Below are 26164 nucleotides of genomic sequence, written 5' to 3' on the forward strand. Positions count from 1 at the left end.
TTCGGCACGCCTCTCCGTGCTTGGTCAGCGGCGCAGGCGCGTCCAGACGCCGTCGCGCAGCTCGCGCGCCTTGAGTGAGCAATCCTTCACCGGCCGGAAACGCGTCATCAACGCTTCGGGCGGGTTGATGGCTGGATTGTCGCGCAGCTCGGCCGTCATGAACGCATCCGAACCTTTGATGGCGTTGTTGTAGCCGCTGAAATTCGACGCTTCGGCGGCGTTCCTGGGGTCCATCATCCAGTTCAGGAACAGCTTGGCGTTTTCCGGGTTCGCAGCGCCCTTCGGCACGGCGAAATTGTCGCCCCACAGGTTCATCCCTTCGGTCGGATAGACGAAGACCGCGGTCGGCAATTTGGCCCTGGCGCGATGCGAGGCGCCGTTCCACTGCTGATGCAGCGTCACTTCACCGGCTGCGACGCGATCGATCGTGCCGGTCGAGGAGTAGATCTTCACATTCGGCTTCTGCTTCGTCAGAAGCTCCAGGATGCGCTGCGCGTCGGCGGGGTTCTCGGTGCAGGTATCGAGGCCGAGATAGATCGCAGCAGTGCTGAACATTTCGCCCTGGTCATTCAGCGCGGCGATCTTGCCGACGAGTTCGGGGCGCGGTTCGAAGAACTCCTTCCAGCTCTCCGCCAGTTTGCCGCCGGGAACCTTCGCGGAATCATAGGTGAAGCCGGTCGAGCCCCAGAGATAGGGAACGGAGTATTCGCGGCCCGGATCGGCATCGGGGCGATCATGCGGCGCCTTCACATTCCCAAAGTTCGCGAGCTTCGCCGCATCGACCTTCTGCAGCAGGTTGGAGCGGATCATGGTGGCGAGCACGGAATTGGTCGGCACGACGATATCGTAGCCGCCACCGCCCGCCTGCAGCTTGGCCAGCATGGTGTCGTTGCTGTCATAGACGTCGACGCTGACCTTGACGCCGGTTTCGGCTTCGAAGCGCTTGAGCAGATCCGGCGGCACGTAATTCGCCCAGCTGTAGAGCAGCAGCTGCTTGGACTGGGCCAGCGCGATGGTCGGTGCGCTGGCGAGCGCCAGGGCCGCCACCGCGAGACGGAAATAATGTTTCAAGACGCTTATCCTCCCTTGTGTTGACTGGCGGGCCGCCGTCCGAGCAGGAAGGCGACGCCGATCACGGCGATCGAGGTGAGAAGCAGGATCGCCGAGAGTGCGTTGACTTCGGGCGTGACGCCGATGCGGATCATGCCGAAGATATAGACGGGCAGCGTCGTGGCGCCGGGACCGGCGACGAAGTAGGTGATGACGAAATCACCCAGCGAGCTGATGAAGGCGAGCAGCGCGCCTGCGAGAATGCCGGGGCCGAGCAGGGGCAGCTCGATGCGCAGGAAGCGCTGCCAGGCCGAGGCGTAAAGATCGCTCGCGGCCTCGATCAGAGCGGGGTCGAGGCCCGCAAGGCGCGAGCGGATCGGATAATAGGCGAAGGGGATGCAGAACACGGTGTGCGCAAGGATGACCGAGAGCAGGCCGAGCGGCGCCCCGACGAGCACGAAGAGCAGCAGCAGCGCCACCGCCGTGACGATTTCAGGGACCAGCAGCGGCAGTCCGAGCAAGCCTTCGACGACACCGCGATAGGCCGAGCGCGTGCGCGCGACGCCAAGCGTCGCGGCGGTCGCCGCTGCGGTGGCCAGGACCGTGGCAATGCTCGCCGTGATCAGCGAGTTCTTGGCAGCGCGCAGCATATCGCCATTGTCGAGGACTGCCGCGTACCATCTGACGCTGAAGCCGGTCCAGATCGTCGTCAGGTCGCTGGCGTTGAACGACAATGCGACGAGCGTCACGATCGGCAGATACAGGAAGACGAGCGCCAGCGCGGCGATGACGCTGGCGCCGGGAATGCGCAGCAGGCTCTGGTCGCGCATCATGACAGGCGCTCCGCACGCCGCCGCACCAGCGCAAGCAGCGCGAGCGACAAGAGCAGGATGAGCACGAGCACCAGCGCCAGCGCCGCACCGAACGGCCAGTTGCGCGACGCGCCGAACTGGGCCTGCACGAGATTGCCGATCATCAGCGACTTGCCGCCGCCGAGCAGCTCCGGGCTGACATAGGCGCCGAGACAGGGCACGAAGACGAGAACGGCGCCCGCAACGATGCCGGGCATCGCCAGGGGCAGCACGACGCGCGTCAGGACGCGGAGACGGTCGGCGCCGAGATCAAAGGCCGCTTCGATCAACCGCCGGTCGATCCGCTCCAGCGCCACATAGACGGGCAGGATCATGAAGGGCAGGAACGAGTAGGTCAGGCCGATCCCGGTCGCCCAGGGCGTGTAGAGGATGTCGAGCGGCTGGCTGGTGATCCCGAGCCATAGCAGCAGGCTGTCGAGCTGGCCGCCATTTCGAAGGATCAGGATCCAGGCGAAGTTGCGCACCAGGAGATTGGTCCAGAACGGCACCGTCACCAGAAACAGGATGATGGCAGCGCGGCGCGGCGACAGCGTGGTCATGTAGAGCGCGGTCGGCAGGCCGATGGCGAGCGTCAGCGCCGTGGTGATCGCCGCGAGGCGGAATGAGCGGGCGAAGATCGCGATATAGTCGCTGTTGAAGGAGAGGGCGCCGAGCAGGTCGCGCTCGAGCAGCAATTTCTCGTAGGCGACAGCGGTATGGCTGCCCCAGAGCACGCCGCCAAAGGGGGCGCGCTCCAGCGTCGAGACGTAGACCATCAGCAGCAGCGGCGCGACCATGAAGGCCACGAGGAACAGCGCGGCCGGCGCGGTGAGGGCGATATCGCGGGGGCGGAGCTCGTTCATGCCGCAAAGGCCCTGACAGCGTCGCTCGGAAAGGCGAAACCAGTGACTTGGCCGATCAGGGCCGTGGCGTCCGCGTCTCCCGGCAGGCGGGCCCGCAGCATGGCCCCGCCCGGCAGGGTCGCATGCAGCATCAGATCGCTGCCGCGATAGACGGCTTCGCGGGCCTGACCGCGCAGGCGCGTCGTCTGCGCCGGCACGAGGGCGACGCGCTCGGGGCGCACGACTAGCGTCGCTGTTTGGCCCGGTGCAAGCGTGCCGGCATCTGCGACGGCGATCGCGCCGTCATCGTCGGAGGCGCCAGCCAGGCGGAAGGTGCCGCCATGCCCGGTTCGATCGACGCATATCGCCGGCAGGAGATTGGCCTCGCCAATGAACTCGGCCACGAAGAGATTGGCCGGGCGCTCGTAGATATCGGCCGGTCGGCCGATCTGCATGACGGCGCCGCCGCGCATCACCGCGACGCGGTCGGACATCGTCAGCGCTTCCTCCTGGTCATGGGTGACGAAGACGAAGGTGATGCCGGTCTCGGTCTGAAGCCGCTTGAGCTCGATCTGCATCTCCTTGCGCAGCTTGAGATCGAGCGCCGAGAGCGGCTCGTCCAGCAGCAGCACCTTTGGTTCAGGCGCCAGCGCCCGCCCGAGAGCGACACGCTGCTGCTGTCCGCCTGACAGCTGGGCCGGGCGGCGGTCGCCGAGGCCGTCGAGGCGCAGCAGGCGCATCATCTCCGCAACGCGGGCGCGAATGGCGTCACGCGGCCGGCCGAGCATCTCGAGCGCAAACGCGATGTTCTGCGCCACGCTCATATGAGGAAACAGGGCGTAGCTCTGGAAGACCGTATTGACCGGCCGGCGGTTCGGCGGCGTGCGCGCCATCGCCGTGCCATCGAGCAGGATCGCGCCCGAATCCGGATTTTCGAACCCGGCGATCATGCGCAGCAAGGTTGTCTTGCCGCAGCCTGACGGGCCCAGGAGCGTGAAGAACTCGTTCTTCAGGATGTCGAGCGAGACGCCGCCGAGCGCCGGCTGGCTGGCGCCGGCAAAAGTCTTGCGTACCGACGAGATGGCGACGGCTGCATCGGTCATGGGGATTCCTTTGCCGGCCGCGATGCCCGCCGCCGCATCTGCGAGACCTGGTCGCCGAGCTGATGGCGCCAGTAGATGAACTGGAATGCGGCCCGCCCTGCCGAGCCGGCGGCGAAAGGCAGCCCGAACGGCGCGAAATGCCGGTAGCGGTCGTCGCCCTCGGTGATGGCGCCGGCGATCAGTTCGCCGGCAAGCGTGGTGTTCACCAGACCCAGGCCGCCAAAACAGGCGGCAGCCCATAGTCCCTGTTCCAGGGGGCCGATCACGGGCATGCGGTGCCGGGCGATCGGCATCAGGCCACCCCACGCCATCTCGACCTTCAGATCGGCGAGTTGCGGATAGATCCGCGCCATGTCGCCACGCAGCAGCCGCGCCAGCCGCGCCGCGTTGGGTTCAAGCGCGCTCGCCCGCCCGCCCCAGAGCAGACGTCCGTCGGGCAGGACGCGATAATAATCGGTGGCGACGCGCGTATCGGAGACGGCGGCGTCGGTCGCGATCGCCTGCCTGATGCGCTCGGGTGCGGGCTCCGTCGTCATCACGAAACTCGCGACCGGCACCGTTGCGAGCCCGAGGCGCCTGTGCAGCAGGCCGAGATGCGCGCCGCCGGCGAGCACGACATGACGGGCCGTGACCGCACCGGCCTTTGTGGTGACAGTCCAGGCCGTACCGCGGCGCTTCAGAGAGACGACGGCAGCGCCTTCGTGCAGGCGCGCGCCGCGCTGCGCAGCATCGGTTGCCATGCCACGCGCCAGATTCAGCGGATGCAGCTGAAGCGACGAGGGGTTGAGATAACCGTCGGCATAGCGATCGGTGGCGAGCATCGCGCCGAGCTGGGCCGCCGGCAGATGAACGAGGCCGGCGTCGAAGCGCTCGTTCATGGCTGCGACATAGGCGTTCAGGCTGTCGGGGTGTTCCGACATCCGGCAGCGCAGGGCGCCGTGGCCGACGAGCACCGTCGGACCGAGCGCCTGCGCCCGGCGACGAACGGTCGCGAGCGCCTCGCTGCTCAGCTGCCAGAGCGCCCTGGCTTCGTCGATGCCTAGGCGATCGGCCAGGGCCGGCATCGCAATCGGATAGCCGCGCGTGGCAAGACCACCATTGCGTCCCGATGCGCCCCAGCCAATGCGCTGCGCCTCCAGCAGGATGACGGACCGCCCGCGCTCGGCCAGCGCCAGCGCGGCTGCGACGCCGGCAAGACCGCCGCCGACAATGCAGGTCTCGGCCTCGTGATCTCCGTCCAGCCCCGGCCAGCGCGCGTCGTCGGTTCGCGTCGCCGCGTAATGCGTGGGTGGGTAGCCGCTCATCGCTAGTAGCCACCACCGGCGATCAGGCGCGCGGTCGCGACAGCCATCGGCGCGAAGCGCTCGCGCACCGTGCTCTCGTCATATTCGGCATAGGCCATGGCGATGTGAACCGCAGCGCGCGGCAAGCCGCGCATATCGACCACGGGTGCCGAGACCACGATCTCGCCAACCAGAGTTTCCTGCACGGAGATCGCAAACCCATCCGCGCGGGCTCGGCTGATCGCCGCCATGATCTGATCGACATCGGTGACGGTATAGGGCGTCAGTTGCCTGCGGTTGCTGCGTTCGACCAGGGCCAGGGCTTCCGCCTCCGGCAGGCGCGACAGCATGGCCCGGCCGCCGGACGCGCAGAAGGCGGGGATTCGGCGGCCGATCAAGGTCGCGCCGAACGCCTCCCGCTGGCTTTGCAGACGCACGACGTAGAGAATGTCGGTGCCGTCGAGAACGCTGAGATCGACCCGCTGCTGGCAGTTTTGGCGGAGGTCGGCGAGATAGGGGGTCGCCACCTCGACGAGCGGATCGCTGCGCAGATAGGCATAGGCAAACCCGAGCGCGCGCCGCGACAGACTGTATTTGCGGGTCGCCGGATTCCTCTCGAGATAACCGAGCGCATAGAGCGAGAACGTGAAGCGCTGCGCTGCGCTTTTGTCGAGCCCGGTCGCGGCTGCGATCTCGGTGATGCCCATCTCGCGCTGATCGGGGCTGAAGGCTTCCAGCACCGCGAAGCCGCGCTGCAACGAGCCGACGAACATCGGGCTGGCAAGCATGCGCGCCCGATTGTCCTCCTCGCCCTCGGAACGCTCAGGTGCCTCAGCGGCATCCTGCTCATCACTCATCGCGCTTTCCCCCGTTTCCCGGAGCTTATTCGCGCACATGAATATCGCAATAAGATTTTTTGTATTTTTATTGAGAGACAACTCTGCCGCTATGAGCGGGGAGGGGCGACGACCCGATGAATTTGGACGCGCCCGACCAGAGCGCGGGACGCTCTGGGCTTCGCTTCGGGGGGCGCATGCGAGCGCATCGCCGAGATGGTCGAGAGCGGAACTCCGGCCCGCACACGCGTCGCGTCTGCTCCTGGGCCATGCGCCACTGGTTGCAACTGGCGCAATCCATGCGGTCGCTGCTGATGAACGGGCGCTTCTCGCGCTCTAACGTAGGGGGACGAGCATGTTCATCAACGGAACGTGCTGCTGACAGCCATACATGTCGCCCTCGCCCGCGGAACCCTGCGCGCGCGGGCGCCTGATCGTGATCTTGATGGCGTTGGCCATGTCGATCTCGAAGAAGGATGAGATGTCCGAGGGGGCGAGACCGTAAGCTCTCGCGACCGTCTCCGGCGTTATCGCGCCGGAATTCCGGATGGTCTCGTAGTTCGCCTTCTCCCTGCACAGGATGTCGAAGGTGATGCGGTAGGGACCGGCATTCTTGCTGCGAACGATGTCGGCGATCTCGCGGAGCGGACGGGCGGCCATATCACAAATCCTCCAGCGTGACTGGGAAAAGCTCGGTCGGCGAAGCCACCTTCATCAGGTGATAGGCGCTGAACTCGTAGACGGGGCCGACATCGAGGTCGGACGGGGAATAGGGAAAGGCGAGGTTTCCGGAGGGGTTGATGATGCCCTCGTAGTGATGGTGCAGCATGGCTCCGCTGATCTGGTGGCAGGCGGCATGCGCAAGTTCCTGCGAAGCGGCGGTGACCTCGATCACGAGGCCGATTTCCCGCGCTGGCGAATGCTCCCGCTCCAGTTCCTTCATCACGCCGTCACGGCCATAGACATGGAACTGCACCGAAATCGGATCGGGCGCGAAATAGTCGCGTGCCCGCTCTTCGAGCTGGTCCAGGATGCCGTCGAGCGCCGCGATCGTGGTCGGACAGCGAATGCCGGCGATGGCGATCGAGCGATAGCCGGCGAGTCGCGCGCCCTCCAGCTTGACATAGTAGTCCTCGGTCTCGGTCAGCCTGGCACCGGTGACGCGCACCTGCCTGTCGCCGAGTTGCTCGAAGGAGCAGCCGGTGAGGTCGATCTCATGCCCCGGGCCGCCTTGCCTGAACGGGTTCTCGCGCTCGTAGAGCGAATGCGCGGATACCGATTTGACGGAAGCCCGCCGCCTGATGCTGCCGGGCTCCAGCACGAAGCCGTCCTCGTCCACCGTGCCGAGCATTACATCCATGGCGAATGGCTCGGCAGAGAATGCGCCGCATTCAAGAATCTTGCCCATGTGGATGGCGAGGGCCGGATCGGCCCCCTTCCAGATCGGATAGGCGGCGATAACGGAGTCGTCGCAGGCGCGGCCGGCAATGATCACGTCGGCGCCTGCGCCGAGCGCCTCACAGATCGGTTCATGCCCCATCTGCGCGACGAGGGCGACCGTTTCGTCGAGCGCGCCCTCCGTCAGGGGGTAGCCGGCCTCGAAGTCGAGCACCTCGTTCGCCGCCACCGCCTGTTTCGCGCGCTCGATCGGGATATCCGAGCGGATGGTGGCCAGCCTGAGCTGCAGCCCGTTCTCGCTGGCGATCTCGCGGACCAGAGCCGCAGTGCGATCGACCTGGACACCGGATCCAGCGCCGCCGACGCTGCCGACGATAACCGGAATGCCAGCCGCACGCCCGGCACGGATCAGGGCGGTCAGCTCGCGCTTGATGCTGACGTCCGAGACGAGGGGCTTGCCCGAGCCAAGATAATGCGGACCCGGATCGGTTGATCCGGCATCGACGGCGATCACGGCTGGGTTGAGCGACATGCCCCGCGCGAGCGCTTCTTCGCCGAAGCCATAACCTAGCGTTCCGGTGGGGGTGAGGACTGTGATGGGTGGCATTCCTGCCTCTCTTTCGCGGAAAAGTTCCTTCCACGTAGAGGCTGTCGCACGAGGCCTGCGGTCAAATCGCTTCTGCGGCCTCAGACATAACGAAAGGATATGCTAGATCGCAGGCTCCCCGATGGCAGTGGCCATGGCGGCGAGCTTGCGGGTCAAGCCGGCCCTGACATGCGCGACGAGAGCGCGCGTGCCGAGCGCGGCATCGCGGAAGCTCGGCAGGGCGACCCAGATGTCGTAATCCACGGCGGGCCGGAAAGGGCGAACGACCAGTTGGCCGCTCGCGAAACCTTCGGTACTCAACGGATCGACGACCGACACGCCGACGCCGGCCGCGACGAATGAGCAGCAGGCCTCGGTGAGTTGCGCCGTCAGGACGGTGTTGGGCCGGGCTCCGGTTTCGGCGAAGGCCTTGTCGACCTGCAACTGCGCGCGATCCTCCTCGACCATGCCGACGAAGCGTTCGCCGGTGAGATCGGTCGCATGGACCACGTCCAGTCCGGCCAGCCTGTGGCCCGGCGGCAGTGCGCAGACGGCGCGCATGGTGCAAAGCTTCTCGAACCGCACGCCCGGCCTGTCAGCCGCGAACATGCCGAAGCCGACGTCGACGGCTTGCGTGGCGATGCGCTCGACCAGCAGCCAGGAATTGCGACTCGACATCTCGATCCGCAGGCCAGGCCGCGCCTCCAGGAATTCGGCAAGGATCGGCGGAAGGATGCGGGTGGCGAGCGAGGGAAAGGCCACGAGCCGGATTTCGCCATAGTCAAGCCGCTGGATCGCCCTGGCGTGCGCCTGGATCGAATCGACGCCGAGGAAGACCCGTTCGACCTCCGCATAAAGCATCTGCGCCTCGGCGGTGGGGATGACGCCGTTCCTCTGGCGATGGAACAGGCCGAAGCCGCATTTGCGTTCGAGCAGCAGAACGAGCTTGCTGACGGCGGGCTGAGACAGCCCGAGCCTCTCACCCGCCCGAGTGAAGCTGCCGAGTTCCATGATCGCCTTGAAGGCCTCGATCTGGCGGATATTCATGCTCGCGGCGCCTCGGCAGGTGCAGGCTTTTCATCGCTCATGCCGTCCCCGTCCGCGACGTGGTCGGCGAAGCGTTCCAACTCGGCCAGGGCATGCGCGACGAAGCTGTCGACAAGGTTGAAGGATCGCGCCGCCTTCGGGCGAATGAGCCAGATGTCGAACTCGACCGCAGGCGAGAAGGGCCGGATGATGACGGCGGGGTTGGTGTTGTTGTAGGCGCTGATCGGATCGACCACCGCCACACCGGCACCGGCCGCGACGAAGGAAAAGGCAGTCTCCGACTGGCCGACCTCGATGCGCAGGCGCCGCTGGATCTTTCGCTCCTCGAAGATCCTGTCGATGACGAAACGCGAATGGTCCTGCGGCCCGAGCGAGATGAAATCCTCGTCCGTCAGGTCGTGAGCCTCGATGGATCGGCGCGTGGCCAGGCGATGGCCGGTGGGCAGGATGCAGAGCCCGCGCAGCCGGTGGAGATGCGTGCTTTCGACTTCCGGCCGATCGCTCGGCAGAAAGCTGAAGCCAACATCGACATGCTGGGTGGCGACGGCGTCGATCAGGCTGCGGGAACGCATGCTTTCGATGCGAAAACGCGTGTCGGGCCTGTCCTTGCAGAAGCCCCACAGAATGTCGGGCACGACGCGACGGGCGATGGCGGGAAAGGCGGCGATGCTGAGTGCCCCCCAGGACTGGTCGCGCAACGCCGTCGCGACCCGGGCAATCTGACCGACGCCTACGAACATCCGTTCCACTTCAGCAAACAGCGCCTGGGCCTCTCGCGTCGGGGCCAGCTTGCTGCCTTGCCGCTCGAAGAGGCGAAAGCCGCAATGGCGTTCGAATTGGGCGATGAGCTGGCTGACCGCCGGCTGCGAGATGCTCATCCTCTCGCCGGCGCGCGTCACACTGCCCGTGGTCATGACGGCACGAAAGGCCTCGATCTGGCGGACGTTCATGTGGCGACATAAGCTCCAGTTATTCTGCAGCGATAATTTTCTATTGGAAAATTATATTCTGCAAGATGATCATCTCCTCAAGGACGCACGAGGATGTCCGAGGGACATTCCGGCAAGCGTCCGGACAACGGGGATCGTCATGTTCATCGAAAACGCCCAGCGGCGCCTGCGCGCCATGATGTCCGCCTCGGCCGGCACGGTTCGCAGCGCACGCTACCTCACCGGCGCATCGCTCATCGGGCTCAGCCTCGCCGCCTCGCTCGGCGCCGCGCAAGCCGACCAACTCGACCGCGTCAAGCAGCGCGGCAAGCTCATCGTCGGCATCCGCAACGACTACATCCCCTTCGGTTATCTGGACGCCAAGGCCCAGAATGTCGGCTTCGAGGTGGATCTCGCCCGGGCCGTCGCCAAGGACCTCCTGGGCTCGGAGACTGCGATCGAATACGTCCCCGTCGTCGCCTCGAACCGGATCGAGTTCCTGAATGCCGGCCGCATCGACGTGATCTTCGCGACGCTCGGCGTCACCGCGGATCGCGGCAAGGTCATCGACTTCACGCAGCACTATTATTCCATGGCCGGTATCGTCCTGATGGCGCCGAAGGAAGCGACCTACCAGAGCTGGGACGACATTCGCGGCAAGAAGATCTGCGGCAGCCAGGGCAATCTTTACAACCGGACGCTGAGCGAGAAGATGGGCGCCGAGCTGGTGCTGTTCACCGGAACCTCCGAAATCTTCAGCGCCTTCCAGGGCGGCCGCTGCGACGCCATCGCCTTTGACGGCCCGAACCTGAACATGAAGGTCATGGAGGACGGCTGGAAGGACAAGTACAAGATCGCGCTGCAGACCTTCGAATACGTCCCGATCGCCGGCGGCGTGCGCAAGAACGAGCCCGCATTCCTCAAGGCCGTCGACACGGCCATCATCAAGGCCGAGGCCGGCGGGCTGATGGTCGAGGGCGAGAAGAAGTACAATCTCGGCGAGAGCGAATACGTCCAGAAGCGCGCCGCCGATGCGAAGAAGGCGCAGTAGCGCGAGCGCGGGCGAGCGGGGTTCGGCTCATCATGCATGCGTTGAAGGTCGCTCCTCGCAACAGGCGCTGCGCCATCGATGGCGGCGCCGGCCTCGCCGGCCTGGATGCCGGCGCGCGACGCATGCTGCCGCCGGCGCTCTATCACTACCTCGCCGGCGCCTCCGACGACGAGGCGACGCACGCCCGCAACCTTCGTGCATTCGGCGAGCTCGCCTTCCTGCCCAAGGTGCTCGTCGATGTTTCGCGGCGCTCGCTTGCCAAGACGCTGTTCGGCGTCGAAAGGCGCCTGCCCTTCGGAATCGCGCCGATGGGGTTCAGCCGGCTGATCGCCCCGGATGGCGACATTGCACTCGCGCGGGCCGCGGCCGATGCCGACATCCCCTTCATCCTCAGCGGCGCTTCATTGACACCGATGGAAGAGGTCCGGGCGGCCGGCGCGACGAGCTGGTTCCAGGCCTATGTTCCAGGCGAAGCGGACCGCATCGCGGGGCTGATCGACCGCGTCGAGGCGGCCGGCTTCGACACTCTGGTGATCACCGCTGACACCGCCGTGCACCCCAAGCACGAGCGCGCCGCGCGGCACGGCTTCCACTCACCGGTGAAGCCGAGCCTGGGCCTCGCCTGGCAGGGGCTGTCGCGTCCGGGCTGGCTCCGGCGCGTTTTCTTGCGCGACCGCCTGGCCGCGCTGAAATTCCGCTTCGAGAACATGGATGCCGGGCAGGGGCCCCCGATCTTTTCCGCGACCCTGGTCCGCGACATCGGCCGGCGCGATGCCCTGTCCTGGCCGCATATCGAGGCGGTGCGCCGACGCTGGAAGGGCAAGCTGGTCATCAAGGGCATCATGGCGGCCGGCGATGCGGCCACGGCCGAGAAGGCCGGGGTGGACGGCATCATCGTTTCCAATCACGGCGGCCGGCAAGTCGACTGCGCCGCCAGTTCGCTGGCCGCCCTGGAGCGTATCGCCGAGCGCGGCCTGACACTGACTGTCATGCATGACGGCGGCATCCGGCGTGGCGCCGACGTGCTGAAGGCGCTCAAGCTCGGCGCCGATTTCGTCTTCGTCGGACGGCCGATGCTGATGGCGGCGGCCATCGGCGGTCGGCGTGGCGCCGCCGAGGCCATCGCCTTGCTGGCAGAGGAGATCGACATCGCCATGGCGCTACTCGGCATCGATGACCTGCCCGGCCTGGCGGAGGTCGAGCTATTGCGGGATCGGAGACCTCTGTCATGAGCCTCGACTACAGCTGGCTCAGCGACGGCCTCTACCAGACCTGGCTGCTGCGCGGCCTGGGAACGACAGTCCTGATGAGCCTGCTCGGCATCGTGTTGATGCTGGTGATCGGCGTGGCGGGCGCGCTGTGCCTGCATTTCCGCCTGCCGGTACTGGAGACGCTGACGACCGTTCTGGTCGAGCTGTTCCGCAACACGCCGCCGCTGGTGCAGCTCTTCTTCCTCTATTTCATGCTCTCCGAAGTCGGGCTGAAGCTGACAGACCCGGCGACGGGCCGCAGCGTGCCGTTATTCTCGGGCTTCACCTGCGTGGTGCTGTCGCTGGGTCTCTACAACGGCGCGATTGCGGTCGAGATCATCCGCTCGGGCCTGCTCGCCGTGCCGTCTCAGACCGTCGAAGGCGCGCGTTCGCTCGGATATACGCGCTTCCAGACCTTTCGCCATGTCGAGCTGCCGATTGGCTTCAGGCTGTCGATGCCGGCGATGACGAACAACGTCGTCAGCCTGATCAAGACCTCGTCGCAGGCGGCGCTCGTCGCGGTTCCCGACATCATGTACGGCGCGACGCAGATCTCCCTCGAGACCTTCAGGAACCTCGAGGTCATGCTGCTGATCTGGATTCTCTACGTCGCCCTGGCGAGCCTCGCCGTCGTCATCCTGCGCCGGCTGGGCGACGTCTTCCGCATCCCCGGATACGGAGTCCAGGCGTCATGAGCCGCGAATGGCGCGCCTTCCTGCTCGGCATCATCGGCGTTCCGGCCGTGCTCGGCGCCTTGCTCTTCGCCGTGTATGGCGCCGAAACGCCGGCCATTCTCGCGAAGATCTGGCTGCGAACGCCGCTGCTGCTCACCGGTTCGGCCGACTTCAGCAGCACGACCGGGGGCTTTGCAGCGAACATCCTCATCAGCCTGTGGGCGATGGCGATCGCCGCAGCCGTCGGCGCCGTTCTCGGGATCGGACTGATCTCCCAAGGCAAACTCATCCGCATTCCCTCCGAATTCGTGATGAACGTGCTGCGAAACTCGCCCTGGCTGGTCGTGCTCTACGCGATGCTCTACCTGCTGCCCTTCGAGGTCACGGTCTTCGGCGCCACGGTCTTCCTGTCGCCGATGGTGAAGTCGATCGTCGGGCTCGCCCTGCCGGTGACTGCAAACATCGCCGAGGTGTTTCGCGGCGGCGTCGAGGCCATCGCCAGCGGGCAGTGGGAATCGGCGCGTTCGCTCGGCTATCGCCGGCTGCAGATCCTGCGGCATATCGTGGTGCCTCAGGCGCTGCCGCTGATGACGCCGAACCTGATGACGATCTATGCGATGCTGTTCATCGGCACGAGCCTCGTCGTGGTCACCGGGACCTCCGACGTGATTTCGGTCGCGCGCACGGTCATCGGCAGCGACGGCGATCACATCGCCACGGCTGTCTACATTTTCGTGCTGCTGCTCTTCTTCCTCTTCAGCTTTCCGATCGCGATCCTGACACGCTGGCTCGAACGGCGCGTGCGAGCGAGGTGACCATGACGACCGCCATTCCGAAAACCTTCATCGAACTGCGCGACGTCCACAAGTCGTTCGGCGCCTTCCCCGTGCTCAAGGGCGTCTCGCTCTCTGTCAACGATGGCCGCGTTGTCTGCATCATCGGCCCCTCGGGCTCCGGCAAATCGACGATCCTGCGCTGCATCAACGGGCTGACGCCGATAAACAGCGGCAGCATCCGCGTCGGCGATTTCCAGGTGGAGAAACTCCGGACCGACCGCGCATTCATCCCGCTGCGTCATCAGGTTGCGATGGTGTTCCAGCAGTACAATCTCTTCCCCCATCGCACGGTACTCCAGAACCTCACCATGGCGCCCATCCAGGTGCTCGGCGAGAAGCCTGCGGAGGTGACGGAGCGGGCCCGCGCCCTGCTCGCCAAGGTTCGGCTGACCGGCAAGGAAAGCGCCTATCCGGGTGAGCTTTCCGGCGGCCAGCAGCAGCGTGTCGCGATCGCGCGGGCGCTGGCCATGCAGCCCCGCGTCATCCTTTTCGACGAGGTCACCGCCGCGCTCGACCCCGAGATGGTCAGCGAGGTGCTGAGCGTCATCCGCGATCTCGCGCGCGAGGGCATGACCTGCGTGCTGGTGACCCATGAGATGCGCTTCGCGCAGGAGGTCGCCGACGAGGTGTTCTTCACCGACCGCGGCGTCATCGTCGAGCACGCGCCGCCGGCGACCCTCTTCAAGGCCCCCTCCGACCCTCGCCTGAAAGACTTTCTCGACAAGGTTCTCTGAAACGCTGCGATCAGGATTGATTCCGATGACTGCCCTCAAGGTATTGGTTCCCGACGCGCATCTGCGCGATCTCGACGTCGAGCGCGGCGTCTCGGGCGACAGGCTGGACTACATCGTCTTCGACGAGACAGATCCGGGCGCGATCCCGGACGAAATCTGGCGCAGTTGCGACGCGGTGCTGGTCTGGCACCGCATGAAGATCACGGCCGACGTGGTCGCCAAGCTCGATCGCTGCAGGCTGATCGTGCGGGTGGGTGTCGGCTTCGACAATGTCGACGGCGCCGCCTGCCGCGCCCGCGGCATCCCGCTCTCGAACGTTCCGAACTACGGCACCACCGAGGTGGCCGACCATGCGCTGGCGATGTTGCTGCATCTCGTGCGGGGGCTCGGCAGCTATGAGGCGCGGCTGAAGGCCGATCCGGTCGCCGGCTTCGTCGCCGAGGACGTGCCGGTGGTGCGCCGTATCCGCGGATCGACCTTCGGTGCGATCGGCATGGGGCGCATCGGCACGGCGGTCGCCCGCCGCGCCGCGGCCTTCGACATGAAGGTCATCTATGTCGATCCCTTCCAGCCGGAGGGACATGATCTCGGCCTGGGCATCGAGCGCGTCCGCACGCAGGAGGAACTTCTGCGCCGCGCCGACATCGTCAGCCTGCATGTGCCGCTCTCCGCCGACACGCGCAATCTTATGGGGGCAGCCCAGTTCGCCGCGATGAAACCCGGCAGCATCTTCATCAACATCGCCCGCGGCGGGCTCGTCGATGTCGATGCCCTCCACGACGCGCTCAAGAGCGGCCACATCGCCGCCGCCGGCCTCGACGTGCTGCCCAAGGAACCGCCGGTGCTGCCGACGCCGGCGCTGATCGAGGCCTGGCGCGGCAACGCCTCCTGGCTCGCCGGGCGCCTCGTCGTGACGCCGCACGCCGCCTTCTACTCGGAGGCCGGCTATCGCGACATGCGCACCTTCTCCGCCGAGATCCTGCTCGAATTCCTGTTCGAAGGACGGCTGCGGAACAACGTCAATCCCGGTTGGGACGCCAAGGCGAACTGACGGCCGGCAAACATCTCTCGCACACGGGAACTAGACAATGGCCTTTCAGCAGAGCGAAACCGACTTCAGGGCGCTCAGCGCCGAAGAACTCCAGGCCTGGCGGGCAATCCCGCCGGCCGTAGCCTCCGACTGCATGAACCGCACGCAGGTGATGAAGGCGGCGATCAAGCCAATCGCTGCCGACACGATCCTCTGCGGCCAGGCCCGCACCGTAACGACGATGGTCGGCGATTGCGGGCCGATCTGCTCGCTGATCGGTGCGGCCAGACCGGGGGAGATCATCGTCGTCGATGCCGGCGGCGTCGAAGACACGGCCGTCTGGGGCGGGGTCATGACGGAAGAGGCCGTTCAGCGGCGGATCGGCGGGGCGGTCATCGACGGGGCGGTGCGGGACGTCTCCGATCTGCGCAAGGCCGGTTTCGCCATGTTCTGCCGCGCCATCGTGCCGAGGGGACCGCATCACGGATTTGGCGGAACGATCGATGGCACCGTCGCGGTCGCGGGCGTGCCGGTTCGATCGGGCGATATCGTCCTCGGCAATGACGACGGCGTTGTTGTCGTGCCGTTGGAACGCGCTGCGGAGGTCCTGGCCGCCGCGCAGGCGCATCTGCTCAAGGAGGAGGACTGGATCAAGACGATCCGTTCCGGCGGAACGATACCTGAAATGTTCTCCATACCGGCCGCAAAATAGCAGCGGAATGACGATTGGTTGAGGGCGGCGGCCATCGTTCTGCGCTGGAGGTCCGCATGGCCCGATAGCGAATATCGGGTTTTAGGCGAGGCTCGACCGTCTGGAGTTGGCGCGCAGCAGGCGCCACGGGGCGAAGCGCGTCGACGCAAAACCCAGGCGGCCGTTGCGGCCGCCTGGGCTGAATGACCGTCGCTGATATCGACGTCTTAGTTCGTGCTGCTCGGGCGGATATTCATCGCCAGGGTGTCTTCATCGACGCGCGGCCGGATCGTCACCTTGGCCTTCTGCGAGGCCCATGCCGTGCCGATCAGCACCAGCGGCAGGCGCGGCCGGTCCTTGCCGATCAGCGCTCCGGCCTGCTCGAGCAGGTTGCGCCGCTTCGCCTCGTCGAGTTCGATGCCGGCGGCGTCGATCAGCCTGTCCAGTTCGGCATTGCTGTATCCGGTGACATTGTAGCCGCCCAGTCCGCGCGCGATATCGGCGGTATGGGTCAGGGCCGCCAGCGTGTAATGCGCTTCGCCCGTGGACGTGCTCCAGCCGTAGAGGGTCAGCGAATACTCGCCGCGCTGCCGTGCCGGGAACAGGATCGTCGTCGGCTGCCCGTTGGAGACCGCATCGATGCCGATCCTGGCGAGCATCTGGACGACGGCGGCGCCGACCTCCTTGTCACCCGGCAAGCGGTCGGTGGTGAAGCTCAGTGTCACCCTGAAGCCGGCGGGAAACCCTGCCTCTCCGAGAAGCTGCTTTGCGCGTGCGGCATCGGGCCTGGTGATCGGCAGGTCGCGGTTGAATCCAAAGATGTTGGGTGTCACGAGCTGCCCGACGGGCTTGCCAAAACCTTCCATGGCGATCTCGGCGAGAGCCTGGCGATCGATCGCGAGGTCGAAGGCCTCCCTGACGCGCGGATCGAGGAACGGGTTCTTCGCCAATGGCGAGCCGTCCTTGGCGAAGACCTGAGGGCTCTTCTCGCGGAAATCGAAGTCGACATTGAACAGATAGATCGTATCCGTCTTGGTGACGGCGAGCTTGGGATCGCGGCCGAGCGAGGCGACGTCCGAGAGCGGCGCGCGTGCGATCAGGTCGACCTGTCCCGCCTTGAGTTGCGCGACCCGCGAGGCATCGTTTGGGATCTCCTTGCGCACCACGCGCTGCCAGGGCTCCTTCTCGCCCCAGAAGCCGTCAAAACGCTCCAGGATCAGTTCGGAGCGCGGCGTCCACGAGACGAATTTATAGGGCCCGGTCCCGATCGCGGCCTTGCCGGAGTTGAAGGCGGGATTGGCTGCCTCCGCCGTCAGCAGGTCCCTGGCTGCCTTGGACGAAACGATGAAGAGGCGCACGAAGTCGTTGGGCAGCGTCGGGGCCGGGCCGTCGGTCTCGACCCGCAGCGTATAGGGATCGATGATCGTCACGTCCTTGACGCGGCGGACATAGACGGAGACCGGGCTCGGTCCCTTGATCTGGCGCGAGCGCTCGATCGAGAACTTGACGTCCTCGGCCGTGAAGGCGCTGCCGTCATGGAAGACGACGCCCTGGCGCAGCTTGAATTCCCAGGCGGTGTCTCCAACCGGTTTCCAGCTCAGCGCCAGCCGCGGCTCGAGCTGAAGCTCGTCACCCGCCCAGACCAAGGTGTCGAAGACATGCTTCAAGGTCTCGGCATGCGTCCCCGTCGAGGTGAAATGCGGATCGACCGATTCCGGGCCGGCGCGAACGCCGATCGTCAGGGTTTGGGCGAGGCCCGGGCCGGCGAGCGAGAGGGCCGTGCCGAAAGCCAGGGCGGCAAGCGAAAGGGAAAAGCGCTTCTTCATCATGGAACCGTTCTTGGAGCCTGGGGCGGCCGAGATCTGGCCATGCTGACGCGTTCGGAGCGTTCCGAGACGTCGGCAGGAGGGCGGTGGTGGGGGAGGGCATCTGTCGCGACGCAGCGTTGTGACAGATGTGTGGGTGAATTAAGTAAGAATTAAAACTAGTGATTTGTGTAATCGAGATTGAATTGCTTATGTAAGAATTCGATCGCGATCAGTTCGAATGATATCGATTGGATTGATTGCCCGTCAACGAAATTGAATTGGCGATTATGCGATCAGAGGCAGAAATTAAATCCATATGCAGTTGCTGTTCGGAAAGTTATTTCTTTTTTCAAAATGAGACGTCGCAAACTCTTATGCGTCAAAGCTTGGGCGGCTAGTGTGCCCGTCCAGCCAGTCGAACAGCAGGACAAGAGACGATGAGCGGACAATACAGCGTCACGGCTTCCACCTCCGGGGCGCCCGGTCGCTATGTGATCGAGGGGCACGGCAAGGTCCTGCTGTCCGATTCAGCCATGGTCCGGCAGATCCCTTCGGTCGCCCCGGGGCCGATCGAGCTCCTGGTCGCGGCTTTGGGGTCCTGCGCTCTCGCGAGCGCCGAAAGTGATGCGCTGGAGCACGGCATCGCCTTCCGGACGATCTCCGCAGTGGTGGATGCGACGCGCGATGAGCAGGACGAGACGCGCTTCTCGGCGATCCATGTCGCCATTTCGGTCACGGGAGTGTCCGCGTCCGAGGCGCCCAAGCTGCTCGGCCACCTTCTCAATCAATGCCCGATCTTCAACACTTTGCGCCGCGGCGGCGGCGAGGTGACCGCCGCAATCGCCGCGCTGCCCTGAGCGGCCCCCAAGGGGACGCAGGCGGGCGGATGCTTTGACGGGTGTCGAGGGTCTGAGATCAACGCGCCAGGGTTTTGTCGCTGCCCGGTGGGGAGGCTCTTCTTCTCCTGCGATCCAGGTTGAAACCCGGGTCGCAGGAGCGCGCCCCTCGCCGCGAGAGGCTCAGGCTTCGTAGCCGAAGGGGTCGTCGACGCTATGGGCCGGCTGCGTGAACCAGCGCGCACCGCCTTCCGCCATATAGGCGATGTCCTCGAGGCGAACGCCGAACTCGCCGTAGATGCACATCATCGGCTCGACCGAGAAGCACATCCCCGCCGCCAGCGGCGTCCGGTTGCCCTTGACCATGAAAGGCTCCTCGTGGATCTCGAGGCCGAGACCATGTCCGGTGCGATGGGGCAGGCCCGGCACCTTGTAGCCGGGGCCGAAGCCGGCGGCCTCGATCACGCCGCGCGCAGCCTGGTCTACGGCCTCGCCGGGCGCGCCGAGCACGGCCGCCTCGAACCCGGCGAGCTGCGCGCGCTTCTCCAGGTTCCAGATCTCGCGCTGACGCTCTGTCGGCTCGCCGAAGACATAGGTGCGGGTGATGTCGGAGTGATAGCCGCCGAGCCTGGTTCCCGTGTCGATGAGCACCATGTCGCCCTCAGCCAGCGTCTGCGGATAGGGGACGCCATGCGGATAGGCGGTGGCTTCGCCGAACTGCGCGGCGCCGAAGGTCGAGCTCAGCCCGAGCTTGCGATGGGCGCGGTCGAGGAATTCGATCAGCTCCGTCGTCGTCAGGCCGACGCGCAGCACCCGCGCCGCAGCCCGGTGGACCTCCATGGTAATGTCCATGGCACGCTGGATCAGGGCGATCTCGGCGGCCGATTTCAGCTGCCGGCACGAAGCGGTGACCGGGCCGCCGCTCGCGAAGCTGTAGCGGTTGCCGGCCTTGCGCAATCCGTCGGCGATGAAGAACGGGGTATGCGGGTCGAGTGCGACGGTGCCGCTCTCATAGCCGAGGCTGCGGATCGTCTCGACGACGAGCGCGGTCGGGTCCTCATGCTCCTCCCAGCAGCGCACATCCTCGCCGAACTGCATGTATTCGCGCGTCTTCGGCTCCTCGAAGGCCGGGCTGAGATAGACGATGTCGCCCTCGGCCGGGATGATCGCGCCATGCAGCCGCTCGGTGAGCTTGAGCTGGATGCCGGTGAAATAGTGCAGGTTGGCCGAGGTATCGAGATAGAGCGCCTGCAGCCCCTGTTCGCGCAGGAGGGCCTGCGCCTTTGCGATGCGGGCCTTGTACTCGGCGACCGCGATCGGCGCGATGCCGGCCGTCATCGGATTCAGCCTGGCGAGTTCCGCCTCGAAGCTCGAGCCTCCCACCCCAATCGTCATCGGTCGTCATCCCCTTGGTTCGTTCGGTTCCCGGAATGCTGTTCCGGCGAGCGCGGGCACGGCGGGGTCATCAACCCTGGCCCGTCGTCCCGATGCAATGCGCATCGATAGTGCCTTGCATATTATTCGTCGACAATGACGCGAAAGGCATCGCCGGGTTGCGATAGCGCGTTCTCCCGGCCGGGCTTGTCCTCTGAATTGGCTGAATGACCTGCTCGGACTGAGTTCTGCCGAGGCGCTTCGGCGCCGTCCCGCGTGCCGAACAAGGGCCGAGCAGGTCAGGCCGCTGGAGCCTCGGGACGTGAGCGGGCGTGGAGAGCGCGTTCCCTTAGCGGGAAAAGATGCGCCAGCCCTTTTGTGCGGGCTGGGGTGGCGCGGCGGCGGCCTCCTCCTGTCGGCGGCGCGCCTCGGCCGCGGCTGCCTGCCGTTCGTCGTATAGGCGCATCTCCTCGGTGGGCTCGTCGCCATAGCGACGGGGGTCCTTCGCAACCAGTTCTTCGAGCTTGCCGGCCATCCATTTCGCGTAGGTGTGCCAGCTGACCCCGTCGTCATCGATGAGACGCCGGAAACGCTTCTGGAGCTCGTGATTCACGCGCTCGTAGAGGCTCTCATTCCAGACAAGCTCCCGCGTGAAGGACGTGCCGTCCTTCTCCGCCATGGCTTCGATGTCCCAATCCGGCGATACGGCGGCGGCGCGATAGAAGCCGATCCGGAAGCCGAGATCCGGGTGTTCCCCCGTAAATGCGGGTACGTGGGGCCGATCCCTGCAGATGGCCTCGGAGATTGCGGCGCGGGCCCATATCCACGGGCCCCGCGGGTCGTTGCGCTGTTCCTCCGGCCCAAGCCAGCGCGTCTGAGCGGCCTGCATGAAGATGGCCCGATAGGCGTCACAGTGCTTGAATCGGGTCGCGAGCGCCTCCTGGAACTCCTCTTTCGACATGTCCGGCACGAATGTCGACATGTCCGGCTCGAACTCTTCCGGAAGCCCAAGACAGAAGGCCACGCTGCCGGCTTCGGCCAAGATGGAAGCCCAGGACTCCGTCGCCGGGGCCGTTCGCACCGTCTCCCAGATCGTGTGGATCGGCGCCGCGTGATCCGTCACCCAAAATTCATTGAACTCAATTGGGTTGAGCGTCTTCCGGAGGCGCTCGTTCCTGATGGCGAACCGGCAGGCGAGCAGGTGCCGGTCTTCCGACAATCCGATGGTGTTGCGGAACGTATAGTCGAGGATTACCGCCGGACAGCGCGGATTCGAGTAGAGCGCGTCCAGATCGTCGACCGTCATCTCTTCGATGACCGGCTGCAGCGGATCCAGGTCGCGCAGGCTGAAGATGCCCGACGTCGGGAACACAGGGCCGTACGCCCGATTCGCGAGAAGCGCTGTGCGCATCAGGCCGCCCTTGTCCCATAGCGGCTTCAGCAATCGGTCGTTCGCGGTGAACCTGGCCAATGCCAGGTTGATGAGCGGATCGTCGCGTTCGGGGAGCGTCTTCACGATCCCGTCCGCGCAATTGCCGGTGAACACGCCCTCGGCCGCCGGCAGCGTGGACAGCCAGGCGTACACGGTCTCCGGGTTCGAGAGCCTGAGGCGCTCCGCCTCCAGCCTGGTCTGATAGTTGTCGTAGAGCATGCCCCGCCTTCCTCCTCCGGCAGGAAAGCATATCCGCGGGCGTTGTCACATACCGGAGGCGAATGAACCCACCTGCGCAGCCGAAGGGGAGACCGTCCCTGCGAAAGGCGAGACGGTGCCGATCGCGAGGAAACCGCGCGGAGCCGGCTGGCCTCGAACCCGACGCCGTCAGCTTTGCCAGGGATAGGCCGATTGAACTGATCGATGGCGGCGGGTTGCTCATTCTGCTGAAGGCGGTTGGAACGCGGGCGCGGATCGATTTTGCGGAGCGAGATTGAGAGCTGCGTCGACATTGCAGGTCAGGAGCCGGGTCGTGAAGGCTTTCTGGGCGAGGATGGCGTCCGCCAATGTCCTGTATCAGGACATTCGGGGCACCGGCACGCCGCTGGTATTCATCCACGGTCTCGGCTGCGCGTCATCCTGTGACTATCCGCGCGTGATCGCCGCTCCATCGCATGCCAGGGCAGATCCGCTAACCCGCAGTGCCGCCGTGCCATGTCAGCATAATCTGGAAACCAGACGGAAGGGGTGCCCGGGAACATCCGGTTTCCGGGGAATGGCGGATGCCCGCTTCCGGTCGGCAGCGCCTTGTACCGGGGCCAGAGAGGCGCTCACCGCCTGGTTCAGAACGAGAGACGCCATCCTGGCGACTGGCTCCTAGCTTGCTGTCTGAAAGGAATTTCCTTACAGTAAGGAGCTTCCTTACAGGAGTTCCGCATGATCACGAGCAAGCTGACATCAAAGGCGCAGACGACGATTCCGCAGCCCATCCGGGCCGCGTTGCATCTGCGCGAGGGCGACGAGATTGCCTATAGCATCGAGGGCGACGCGGTGGTGATCCGCAAGGCACCGGCAGCAGCCCCGGCCGAAGACCCGTTTGGCACATTCAGCGAGTGGGATAGCGAAGCCGACCGGAGAGCCTATGCCAAACTCTGAGTTCAGCCAGGGCGACGTTGTCCGTGTGCCGTTCCCCTATACCGACCGCAACACCCGCCAGCATCGGCCGGCGCTTGTCGTCAGCCATGGCGGCGTAGGGGAGGGCGAAGGCCTGTTGTGGGTGGTCATGATCACCAGCGCCGAGAATCGGTCATGGCCGGGAGACGTGTCGCTGGGGCTGACTTATGGCGAGGTCGGCTTGCCGGCGCCATCGGTCATTCGCCCATGCAAAATCGCGACGATCGAGGCAGGCCACGCGGAGAAGCTGGGCCGGATCAAGCCAACGACAATGGCCCAGGTTGGAGATCAACTGCGGACGTATATGGGCGTCTAGCTCAGTCGCGTCTCACCGCTTGCCGAGCGCTGAAACGATGTGTGCTCTCAGTTCATCCCGCCAGACATCGAGCGCGGGTGAAGCGCTGCCCTGCCATGCGACTGAGATCGGCGCAGATCTCGTCATCGCTCAGCTGAAGCGACGCGGCTGCCCGTTTGCAGACGTTCGGAAGTTCACGGGAGGGTGGATACCGGACATTCTCTGCACGGAACAGATAATTGAACACCCACCCTCTCAGGTGAGGACAACGATCTTCCCACCCGCCTGGTTCGTTTCCATCGTGCGATGCGCCTCGACTATGTCGTCGAGCCTGAAGACCCTACCGATGTTGAGGCGAAGGGTGCCCGTAGCGACCTGATCGGCCAGCGACTGCAGAGGGGTTTGCATGAAATCCTCCGCCCCGCCTGCATAGGTGGTCAGCGACACCGCCGTCGGGATGGAGTCCATCGGGCTGAACTGATCAAAGGACCATTGATCGCCGACCATTCCAGTCATGCAGACAACGCCGTGCGGGCGCGCGGTGCGCAATGAGTCCTTCAAAGTCGTCGTGCCGACCAGTTCGAGCACCTTGTCGACGCCATTTGGGCAGATCTCGCGGACCTGATCCGCGATGTCGCCGCTGTCGATCACCACCTGGTCGGCGCCGTTCTCGCGCAGCAAGCGTTCGCGGGCAGGATTGCGCGTCGTCGCGAGCACGAAAGCGCCGTGCTTCTTGGCGATAGCCGCCGCAGCCAGGCCCACCGATGTGGTTCCGCCGCGTATAAGCAAGCGATCGCGCGCCTTGAGTTGCAACGCATTGAACAGCGACCCCCATGCCGTTTGCAGCATTTCGGGCATTGCGCCGAGCGTCTCCCATGGCAACGTCGTCGTGAGCTTTTGCACTTGGGTGGCGGGTACGCAGACATATTCGGCATAACCGCCATCGAACCGGCGCCCCATTCCGCCCATCGCGGTCGCGACGATATCGCCAGGGCCGAACTGCCCTCCTGGGGCCTCCACTACGATTCCAGCCGCCTCGATCCCCAGCACGCGCGGGAAGGCAACGTTGGGCGAAAGCCCTTGCCGGGTGAACAGTTCCGAGCGATTGAGCCCGAAGGCCTTCACTTGGATCAGCACCTGCCCCTTTTCGGGCGTGGGCGTCGGCCGCCTTTCCAGTTTTAGGGCTTCAGGGCCGCCTGCCTGGTAGATCACGGCTGCCTTCATCGTAGCGGGCATGGTCCTGCTCCCTTACTGGCGCGGCGGATTGGTGGTGGAAAAGCTGTAGCGCGCGATCTTCCAGTCGCCCGAACCGAGCTTCTGCAAGACAAACAATTCCTGATTGGCCTCGGGGCTTGTCTGGCTGCTCGCCTTGACCGTAACCGTGCCTGCCGAATTGGTGCGCGCGAAGGCCCAATCCGGCGCAACCTGGACGATTTCGACGATGTCGAAGCGCACTGCCAACTTGATCGCGTTGAACACGTTCACATAGGCGGAGCGCACCGCAGCGGCGCCGACACTTGATGGGCTGTTCGGCGGCATGAATACGCCGTCGGGCGCATAGAGCTTGATCACCGCGTCGGTATCCTCAGCGTTGAGCGCCAGCTCATAAGCGCGCAGGGCATGCTCGATTGCGGCTTCGTCGCCGGTCCGCTCGGCCGCGGAAGCCGTGAGTGACAGCGCCAATGCGGCGCCGGCGGCAAGTGCGGAAGCTACGATCTTCTTCATGGAGGTTCTCCCCGTTCGCGGCATGATTGCCAACGAGAAGATGGGTCATTTCCGGTTTTGGATTTAGTCTGAGAATTTGGTAATGATTATCCCAAATTTGGGAAAGTCATGCCAGACCTCAACTCCCTCCTGGTCTTCGCCCGGGTTGCCGAAACCGGCAGCTTCTCGGAGGCCGCGCGTCGTACCGGCATGCCGATCTCGACCGTGAGCCGCAAGATCGCTGAACTGGAGGACCACCTCGGCGTCCGCCTCTTCGAACGCTCGACGCGCAGCCTGCGGCTGACCGACGTTGGCGCGGAGATTCTTGAGCAGGCGCAACGCGGCGTCGAGGTCAGCGAGGCTGTCGACAGCATCGCCTCCAACCGGCTTTCCGAAGTTCGCGGCGCGCTGCGGCTCTCGGCGCCGCCCAGCATTTCGGACAACCTGCTGGCGCCACTCATTGGCGCCTTTCAAGCCGCTTATCCCGCCGTCGAAGTGCAGGTGCTGATCGCCGATCGCCATGTCGATCACATCGCGGAGGGTGTCGATCTCGCCCTGCGCCTCGGTCCGCTGAGCGACTCGAACCTCGTTTCGCGCCCGATGCTCCGCTACCGCCATCGTCTCCTGGCCAGTCCCGACTATCTTGTAGGGCGAAACCCGCCGCAGCATCCGCAGGACCTGCAAGAGCATCGGCTCCTGGCCTTCGCCTATTGGTCACAACAGCACCGCTGGACTTTCAAGAACGGCGACGCGCGCGAAACGGTCAGCTTCAAGCCGAAGCTAGCAATGAATGACTTTGCTGGCCTGGCGACCCTGCTCGCGGCTGGCGGCGGGATCGGTGAGTTGCCTCCGATCGTAGCGCCCGCGCTTGTCGAGACGGGGCGTCTGGTGGAGGTGATGCCGCAATGGCGCTTCCAGACGCATGACCTATCGATCGTGCATCTCGGAAACCGTCACATCTCCCGCCCGGTTCGCATGTTCAAGGATTTCGCGCTGCAGATGGCGCCGTCGATCGTGGGTGATCTACCCGTCTGAAAGGCAATTTCATCGGTCGCTTTTCTCGGTTTTCAGTCCCCAACATGAACGCCCGCTATGGGGCGGTTCCGGTAGTGACGCGGCGGCGGAACAGAGGTCTGCTTTCGGGCAGAGGCCCAGGTTCTGCTTATGGCGCCGAGCGGCCGGATGGGCTCTGCCTCCATCGACATGTGGGGCCAAATTCGTCGCCATCACTGCTATAGTGGACGCGAATGCGGGAGATGTCCCGGCGAAGAAGGAGCCGATCGTGGCCGAGAGATTTGAACGGCATCGCCAACCCTGAACCCCTGAGGAGCTGGAGAAGCTGAAGCTGCTC

General features: G+C 65.2%; 26 protein-coding genes. 11 read left to right on the forward strand and 15 right to left on the reverse strand.

The window, feature by feature from the left end; genetic code table 11:
* Positions 1 to 24: 24 nt before the first annotated feature.
* From AB4099_RS31070 to AB4099_RS31115, 10 genes are all read right to left on the reverse strand, one after another.
* Positions 25 to 1071 carry an extracellular solute-binding protein gene (locus tag AB4099_RS31070; RefSeq protein WP_441480920.1) on the reverse strand — a complete coding sequence of 349 codons (1047 nt, stop codon included), beginning with the start codon at positions 1069 to 1071 and terminating at the stop codon, positions 25 to 27.
* Positions 1072 to 1076: 5 nt separating this feature from the next.
* Positions 1077 to 1883, reverse strand: coding sequence for an ABC transporter permease (locus tag AB4099_RS31075; RefSeq protein WP_441480921.1), 807 nt, complete (start codon positions 1881 to 1883; stop codon positions 1077 to 1079).
* Positions 1880 to 2764, reverse strand: a complete 885-nt coding sequence (locus AB4099_RS31080) for an ABC transporter permease (RefSeq protein ID WP_113519260.1) — start codon at positions 2762 to 2764, stop codon at positions 1880 to 1882. The genes AB4099_RS31075 and AB4099_RS31080 overlap by 4 nt, the downstream gene beginning before the upstream one ends.
* Positions 2761 to 3846 (reverse strand): ABC transporter ATP-binding protein, encoded by a 1086-nt coding sequence (locus tag AB4099_RS31085; RefSeq protein WP_441480922.1) that lies wholly within the window; start codon positions 3844 to 3846, stop codon positions 2761 to 2763. Before AB4099_RS31085 ends, AB4099_RS31080 begins: the two co-directional genes overlap by 4 nt.
* Entirely contained in the window at positions 3843 to 5150 is a 1308-nt protein-coding gene (locus tag AB4099_RS31090) for an NAD(P)/FAD-dependent oxidoreductase (protein WP_441480923.1), read from the reverse strand. Before AB4099_RS31090 ends, AB4099_RS31085 begins: the two co-directional genes overlap by 4 nt.
* A gap of 2 nt (positions 5151 to 5152) precedes the next feature.
* Positions 5153 to 5986: an IclR family transcriptional regulator gene (locus AB4099_RS31095; protein ID WP_441480924.1), complete on the reverse strand. Its 834-nt coding sequence runs from the start codon at positions 5984 to 5986 to the stop codon at positions 5153 to 5155.
* 315 nt (positions 5987 to 6301) lie between these two features.
* Positions 6302 to 6625: a DUF4387 domain-containing protein gene (locus AB4099_RS31100; protein ID WP_113518976.1), complete on the reverse strand. Its 324-nt coding sequence runs from the start codon at positions 6623 to 6625 to the stop codon at positions 6302 to 6304.
* A 1-nt stretch (position 6626) separates the two neighbouring features.
* The gene (locus AB4099_RS31105) at positions 6627 to 7970 is read right to left on the reverse strand and encodes an acyclic terpene utilization AtuA family protein (RefSeq protein ID WP_113518977.1); all 1344 of its coding nucleotides are present in this window, start codon (positions 7968 to 7970) and stop codon (positions 6627 to 6629) included.
* 102 nt (positions 7971 to 8072) lie between these two features.
* Positions 8073 to 8996, reverse strand: coding sequence for a LysR family transcriptional regulator (locus AB4099_RS31110; protein ID WP_441480925.1), 924 nt, complete (start codon positions 8994 to 8996; stop codon positions 8073 to 8075).
* Positions 8993 to 9946: a LysR substrate-binding domain-containing protein gene (locus AB4099_RS31115; protein ID WP_441480926.1), complete on the reverse strand. Its 954-nt coding sequence runs from the start codon at positions 9944 to 9946 to the stop codon at positions 8993 to 8995. The genes AB4099_RS31110 and AB4099_RS31115 overlap by 4 nt, the downstream gene beginning before the upstream one ends.
* A gap of 139 nt (positions 9947 to 10085) precedes the next feature.
* On the opposite strand from AB4099_RS31115, the gene AB4099_RS31120 reads away from it, so the two are divergent.
* The 7 genes from AB4099_RS31120 to AB4099_RS31150 are packed head-to-tail and all read left to right on the forward strand — an operon-like array spanning position 10086 to position 16212.
* Positions 10086 to 10976 carry a transporter substrate-binding domain-containing protein gene (locus AB4099_RS31120; protein WP_441480927.1) on the forward strand — a complete coding sequence of 297 codons (891 nt, stop codon included), beginning with the start codon at positions 10086 to 10088 and terminating at the stop codon, positions 10974 to 10976.
* Positions 10977 to 11008: 32 nt separating this feature from the next.
* On the forward strand, positions 11009 to 12208 hold the full coding sequence (locus AB4099_RS31125) for an alpha-hydroxy acid oxidase (RefSeq protein ID WP_441480928.1): 1200 nt from the start codon (positions 11009 to 11011) through the stop codon (positions 12206 to 12208).
* The gene (locus AB4099_RS31130) at positions 12205 to 12921 is read left to right on the forward strand and encodes an amino acid ABC transporter permease (protein ID WP_441480929.1); all 717 of its coding nucleotides are present in this window, start codon (positions 12205 to 12207) and stop codon (positions 12919 to 12921) included. The genes AB4099_RS31125 and AB4099_RS31130 overlap by 4 nt, the downstream gene beginning before the upstream one ends.
* Complete coding sequence (locus AB4099_RS31135) at positions 12918 to 13715, forward strand: ABC transporter permease subunit (RefSeq protein WP_441480930.1); 798 nt, start codon at positions 12918 to 12920, stop codon at positions 13713 to 13715. Before AB4099_RS31130 ends, AB4099_RS31135 begins: the two co-directional genes overlap by 4 nt.
* 2 nt (positions 13716 to 13717) lie before the next feature.
* Complete coding sequence (locus AB4099_RS31140) at positions 13718 to 14470, forward strand: amino acid ABC transporter ATP-binding protein (protein WP_113518983.1); 753 nt, start codon at positions 13718 to 13720, stop codon at positions 14468 to 14470.
* Positions 14471 to 14495: 25 nt separating this feature from the next.
* Entirely contained in the window at positions 14496 to 15521 is a 1026-nt protein-coding gene (locus AB4099_RS31145) for a C-terminal binding protein (RefSeq protein ID WP_441480931.1), read from the forward strand.
* Positions 15522 to 15558: 37 nt separating this feature from the next.
* Positions 15559 to 16212, forward strand: a complete 654-nt coding sequence (locus tag AB4099_RS31150) for an RraA family protein (protein WP_441480932.1) — start codon at positions 15559 to 15561, stop codon at positions 16210 to 16212.
* A 206-nt stretch (positions 16213 to 16418) separates the two neighbouring features.
* Here AB4099_RS31150 and AB4099_RS31155 read toward each other — a convergent pair whose 3' ends face one another.
* Entirely contained in the window at positions 16419 to 18020 is a 1602-nt protein-coding gene (locus tag AB4099_RS31155; RefSeq protein ID WP_441480933.1) for an ABC transporter substrate-binding protein, read from the reverse strand.
* A gap of 416 nt (positions 18021 to 18436) precedes the next feature.
* On the opposite strand from AB4099_RS31155, the gene AB4099_RS31160 reads away from it, so the two are divergent.
* Entirely contained in the window at positions 18437 to 18856 is a 420-nt protein-coding gene (locus AB4099_RS31160; RefSeq protein ID WP_113518986.1) for an OsmC family protein, read from the forward strand.
* Positions 18857 to 19018: 162 nt separating this feature from the next.
* Here AB4099_RS31160 and AB4099_RS31165 read toward each other — a convergent pair whose 3' ends face one another.
* Together AB4099_RS31165 and AB4099_RS31170 are read right to left on the reverse strand one after the other, a co-directional pair.
* Positions 19019 to 20230 (reverse strand): M24 family metallopeptidase, encoded by a 1212-nt coding sequence (locus tag AB4099_RS31165; protein WP_441480934.1) that lies wholly within the window; start codon positions 20228 to 20230, stop codon positions 19019 to 19021.
* A gap of 328 nt (positions 20231 to 20558) precedes the next feature.
* Positions 20559 to 21860: a hypothetical protein gene (locus tag AB4099_RS31170; RefSeq protein WP_441480935.1), complete on the reverse strand. Its 1302-nt coding sequence runs from the start codon at positions 21858 to 21860 to the stop codon at positions 20559 to 20561.
* Positions 21861 to 22577: 717 nt separating this feature from the next.
* Between AB4099_RS31170 and AB4099_RS31175 the strand changes: the two genes are divergently transcribed.
* Positions 22578 to 22796 (forward strand): AbrB/MazE/SpoVT family DNA-binding domain-containing protein, encoded by a 219-nt coding sequence (locus AB4099_RS31175; RefSeq protein WP_113518990.1) that lies wholly within the window; start codon positions 22578 to 22580, stop codon positions 22794 to 22796.
* Positions 22783 to 23130 carry a type II toxin-antitoxin system PemK/MazF family toxin gene (locus AB4099_RS31180; RefSeq protein WP_441480936.1) on the forward strand — a complete coding sequence of 116 codons (348 nt, stop codon included), beginning with the start codon at positions 22783 to 22785 and terminating at the stop codon, positions 23128 to 23130. The genes AB4099_RS31175 and AB4099_RS31180 overlap by 14 nt, the downstream gene beginning before the upstream one ends.
* A gap of 234 nt (positions 23131 to 23364) precedes the next feature.
* Here AB4099_RS31180 and AB4099_RS31185 read toward each other — a convergent pair whose 3' ends face one another.
* Positions 23365 to 24345: a zinc-binding alcohol dehydrogenase family protein gene (locus tag AB4099_RS31185; RefSeq protein ID WP_441480937.1), complete on the reverse strand. Its 981-nt coding sequence runs from the start codon at positions 24343 to 24345 to the stop codon at positions 23365 to 23367.
* A 12-nt stretch (positions 24346 to 24357) separates the two neighbouring features.
* A complete protein-coding gene (locus tag AB4099_RS31190; protein WP_441480938.1) occupies positions 24358 to 24834 on the reverse strand; it encodes a YybH family protein in 477 nt (158 codons plus the stop codon).
* Positions 24835 to 24942: 108 nt separating this feature from the next.
* Here AB4099_RS31190 and AB4099_RS31195 point away from each other — a divergent pair, with 108 nt between their 5' ends.
* Positions 24943 to 25848 carry a LysR family transcriptional regulator gene (locus AB4099_RS31195; protein WP_441480939.1) on the forward strand — a complete coding sequence of 302 codons (906 nt, stop codon included), beginning with the start codon at positions 24943 to 24945 and terminating at the stop codon, positions 25846 to 25848.
* The last annotated feature ends 316 nt before the right edge of the window (positions 25849 to 26164 follow it).

The organism is Allobosea sp. 2KB_26 (assembly GCF_052115715.1).
Taxonomy (GTDB): Bacteria; Pseudomonadota; Alphaproteobacteria; order Rhizobiales; family Beijerinckiaceae; genus Allobosea.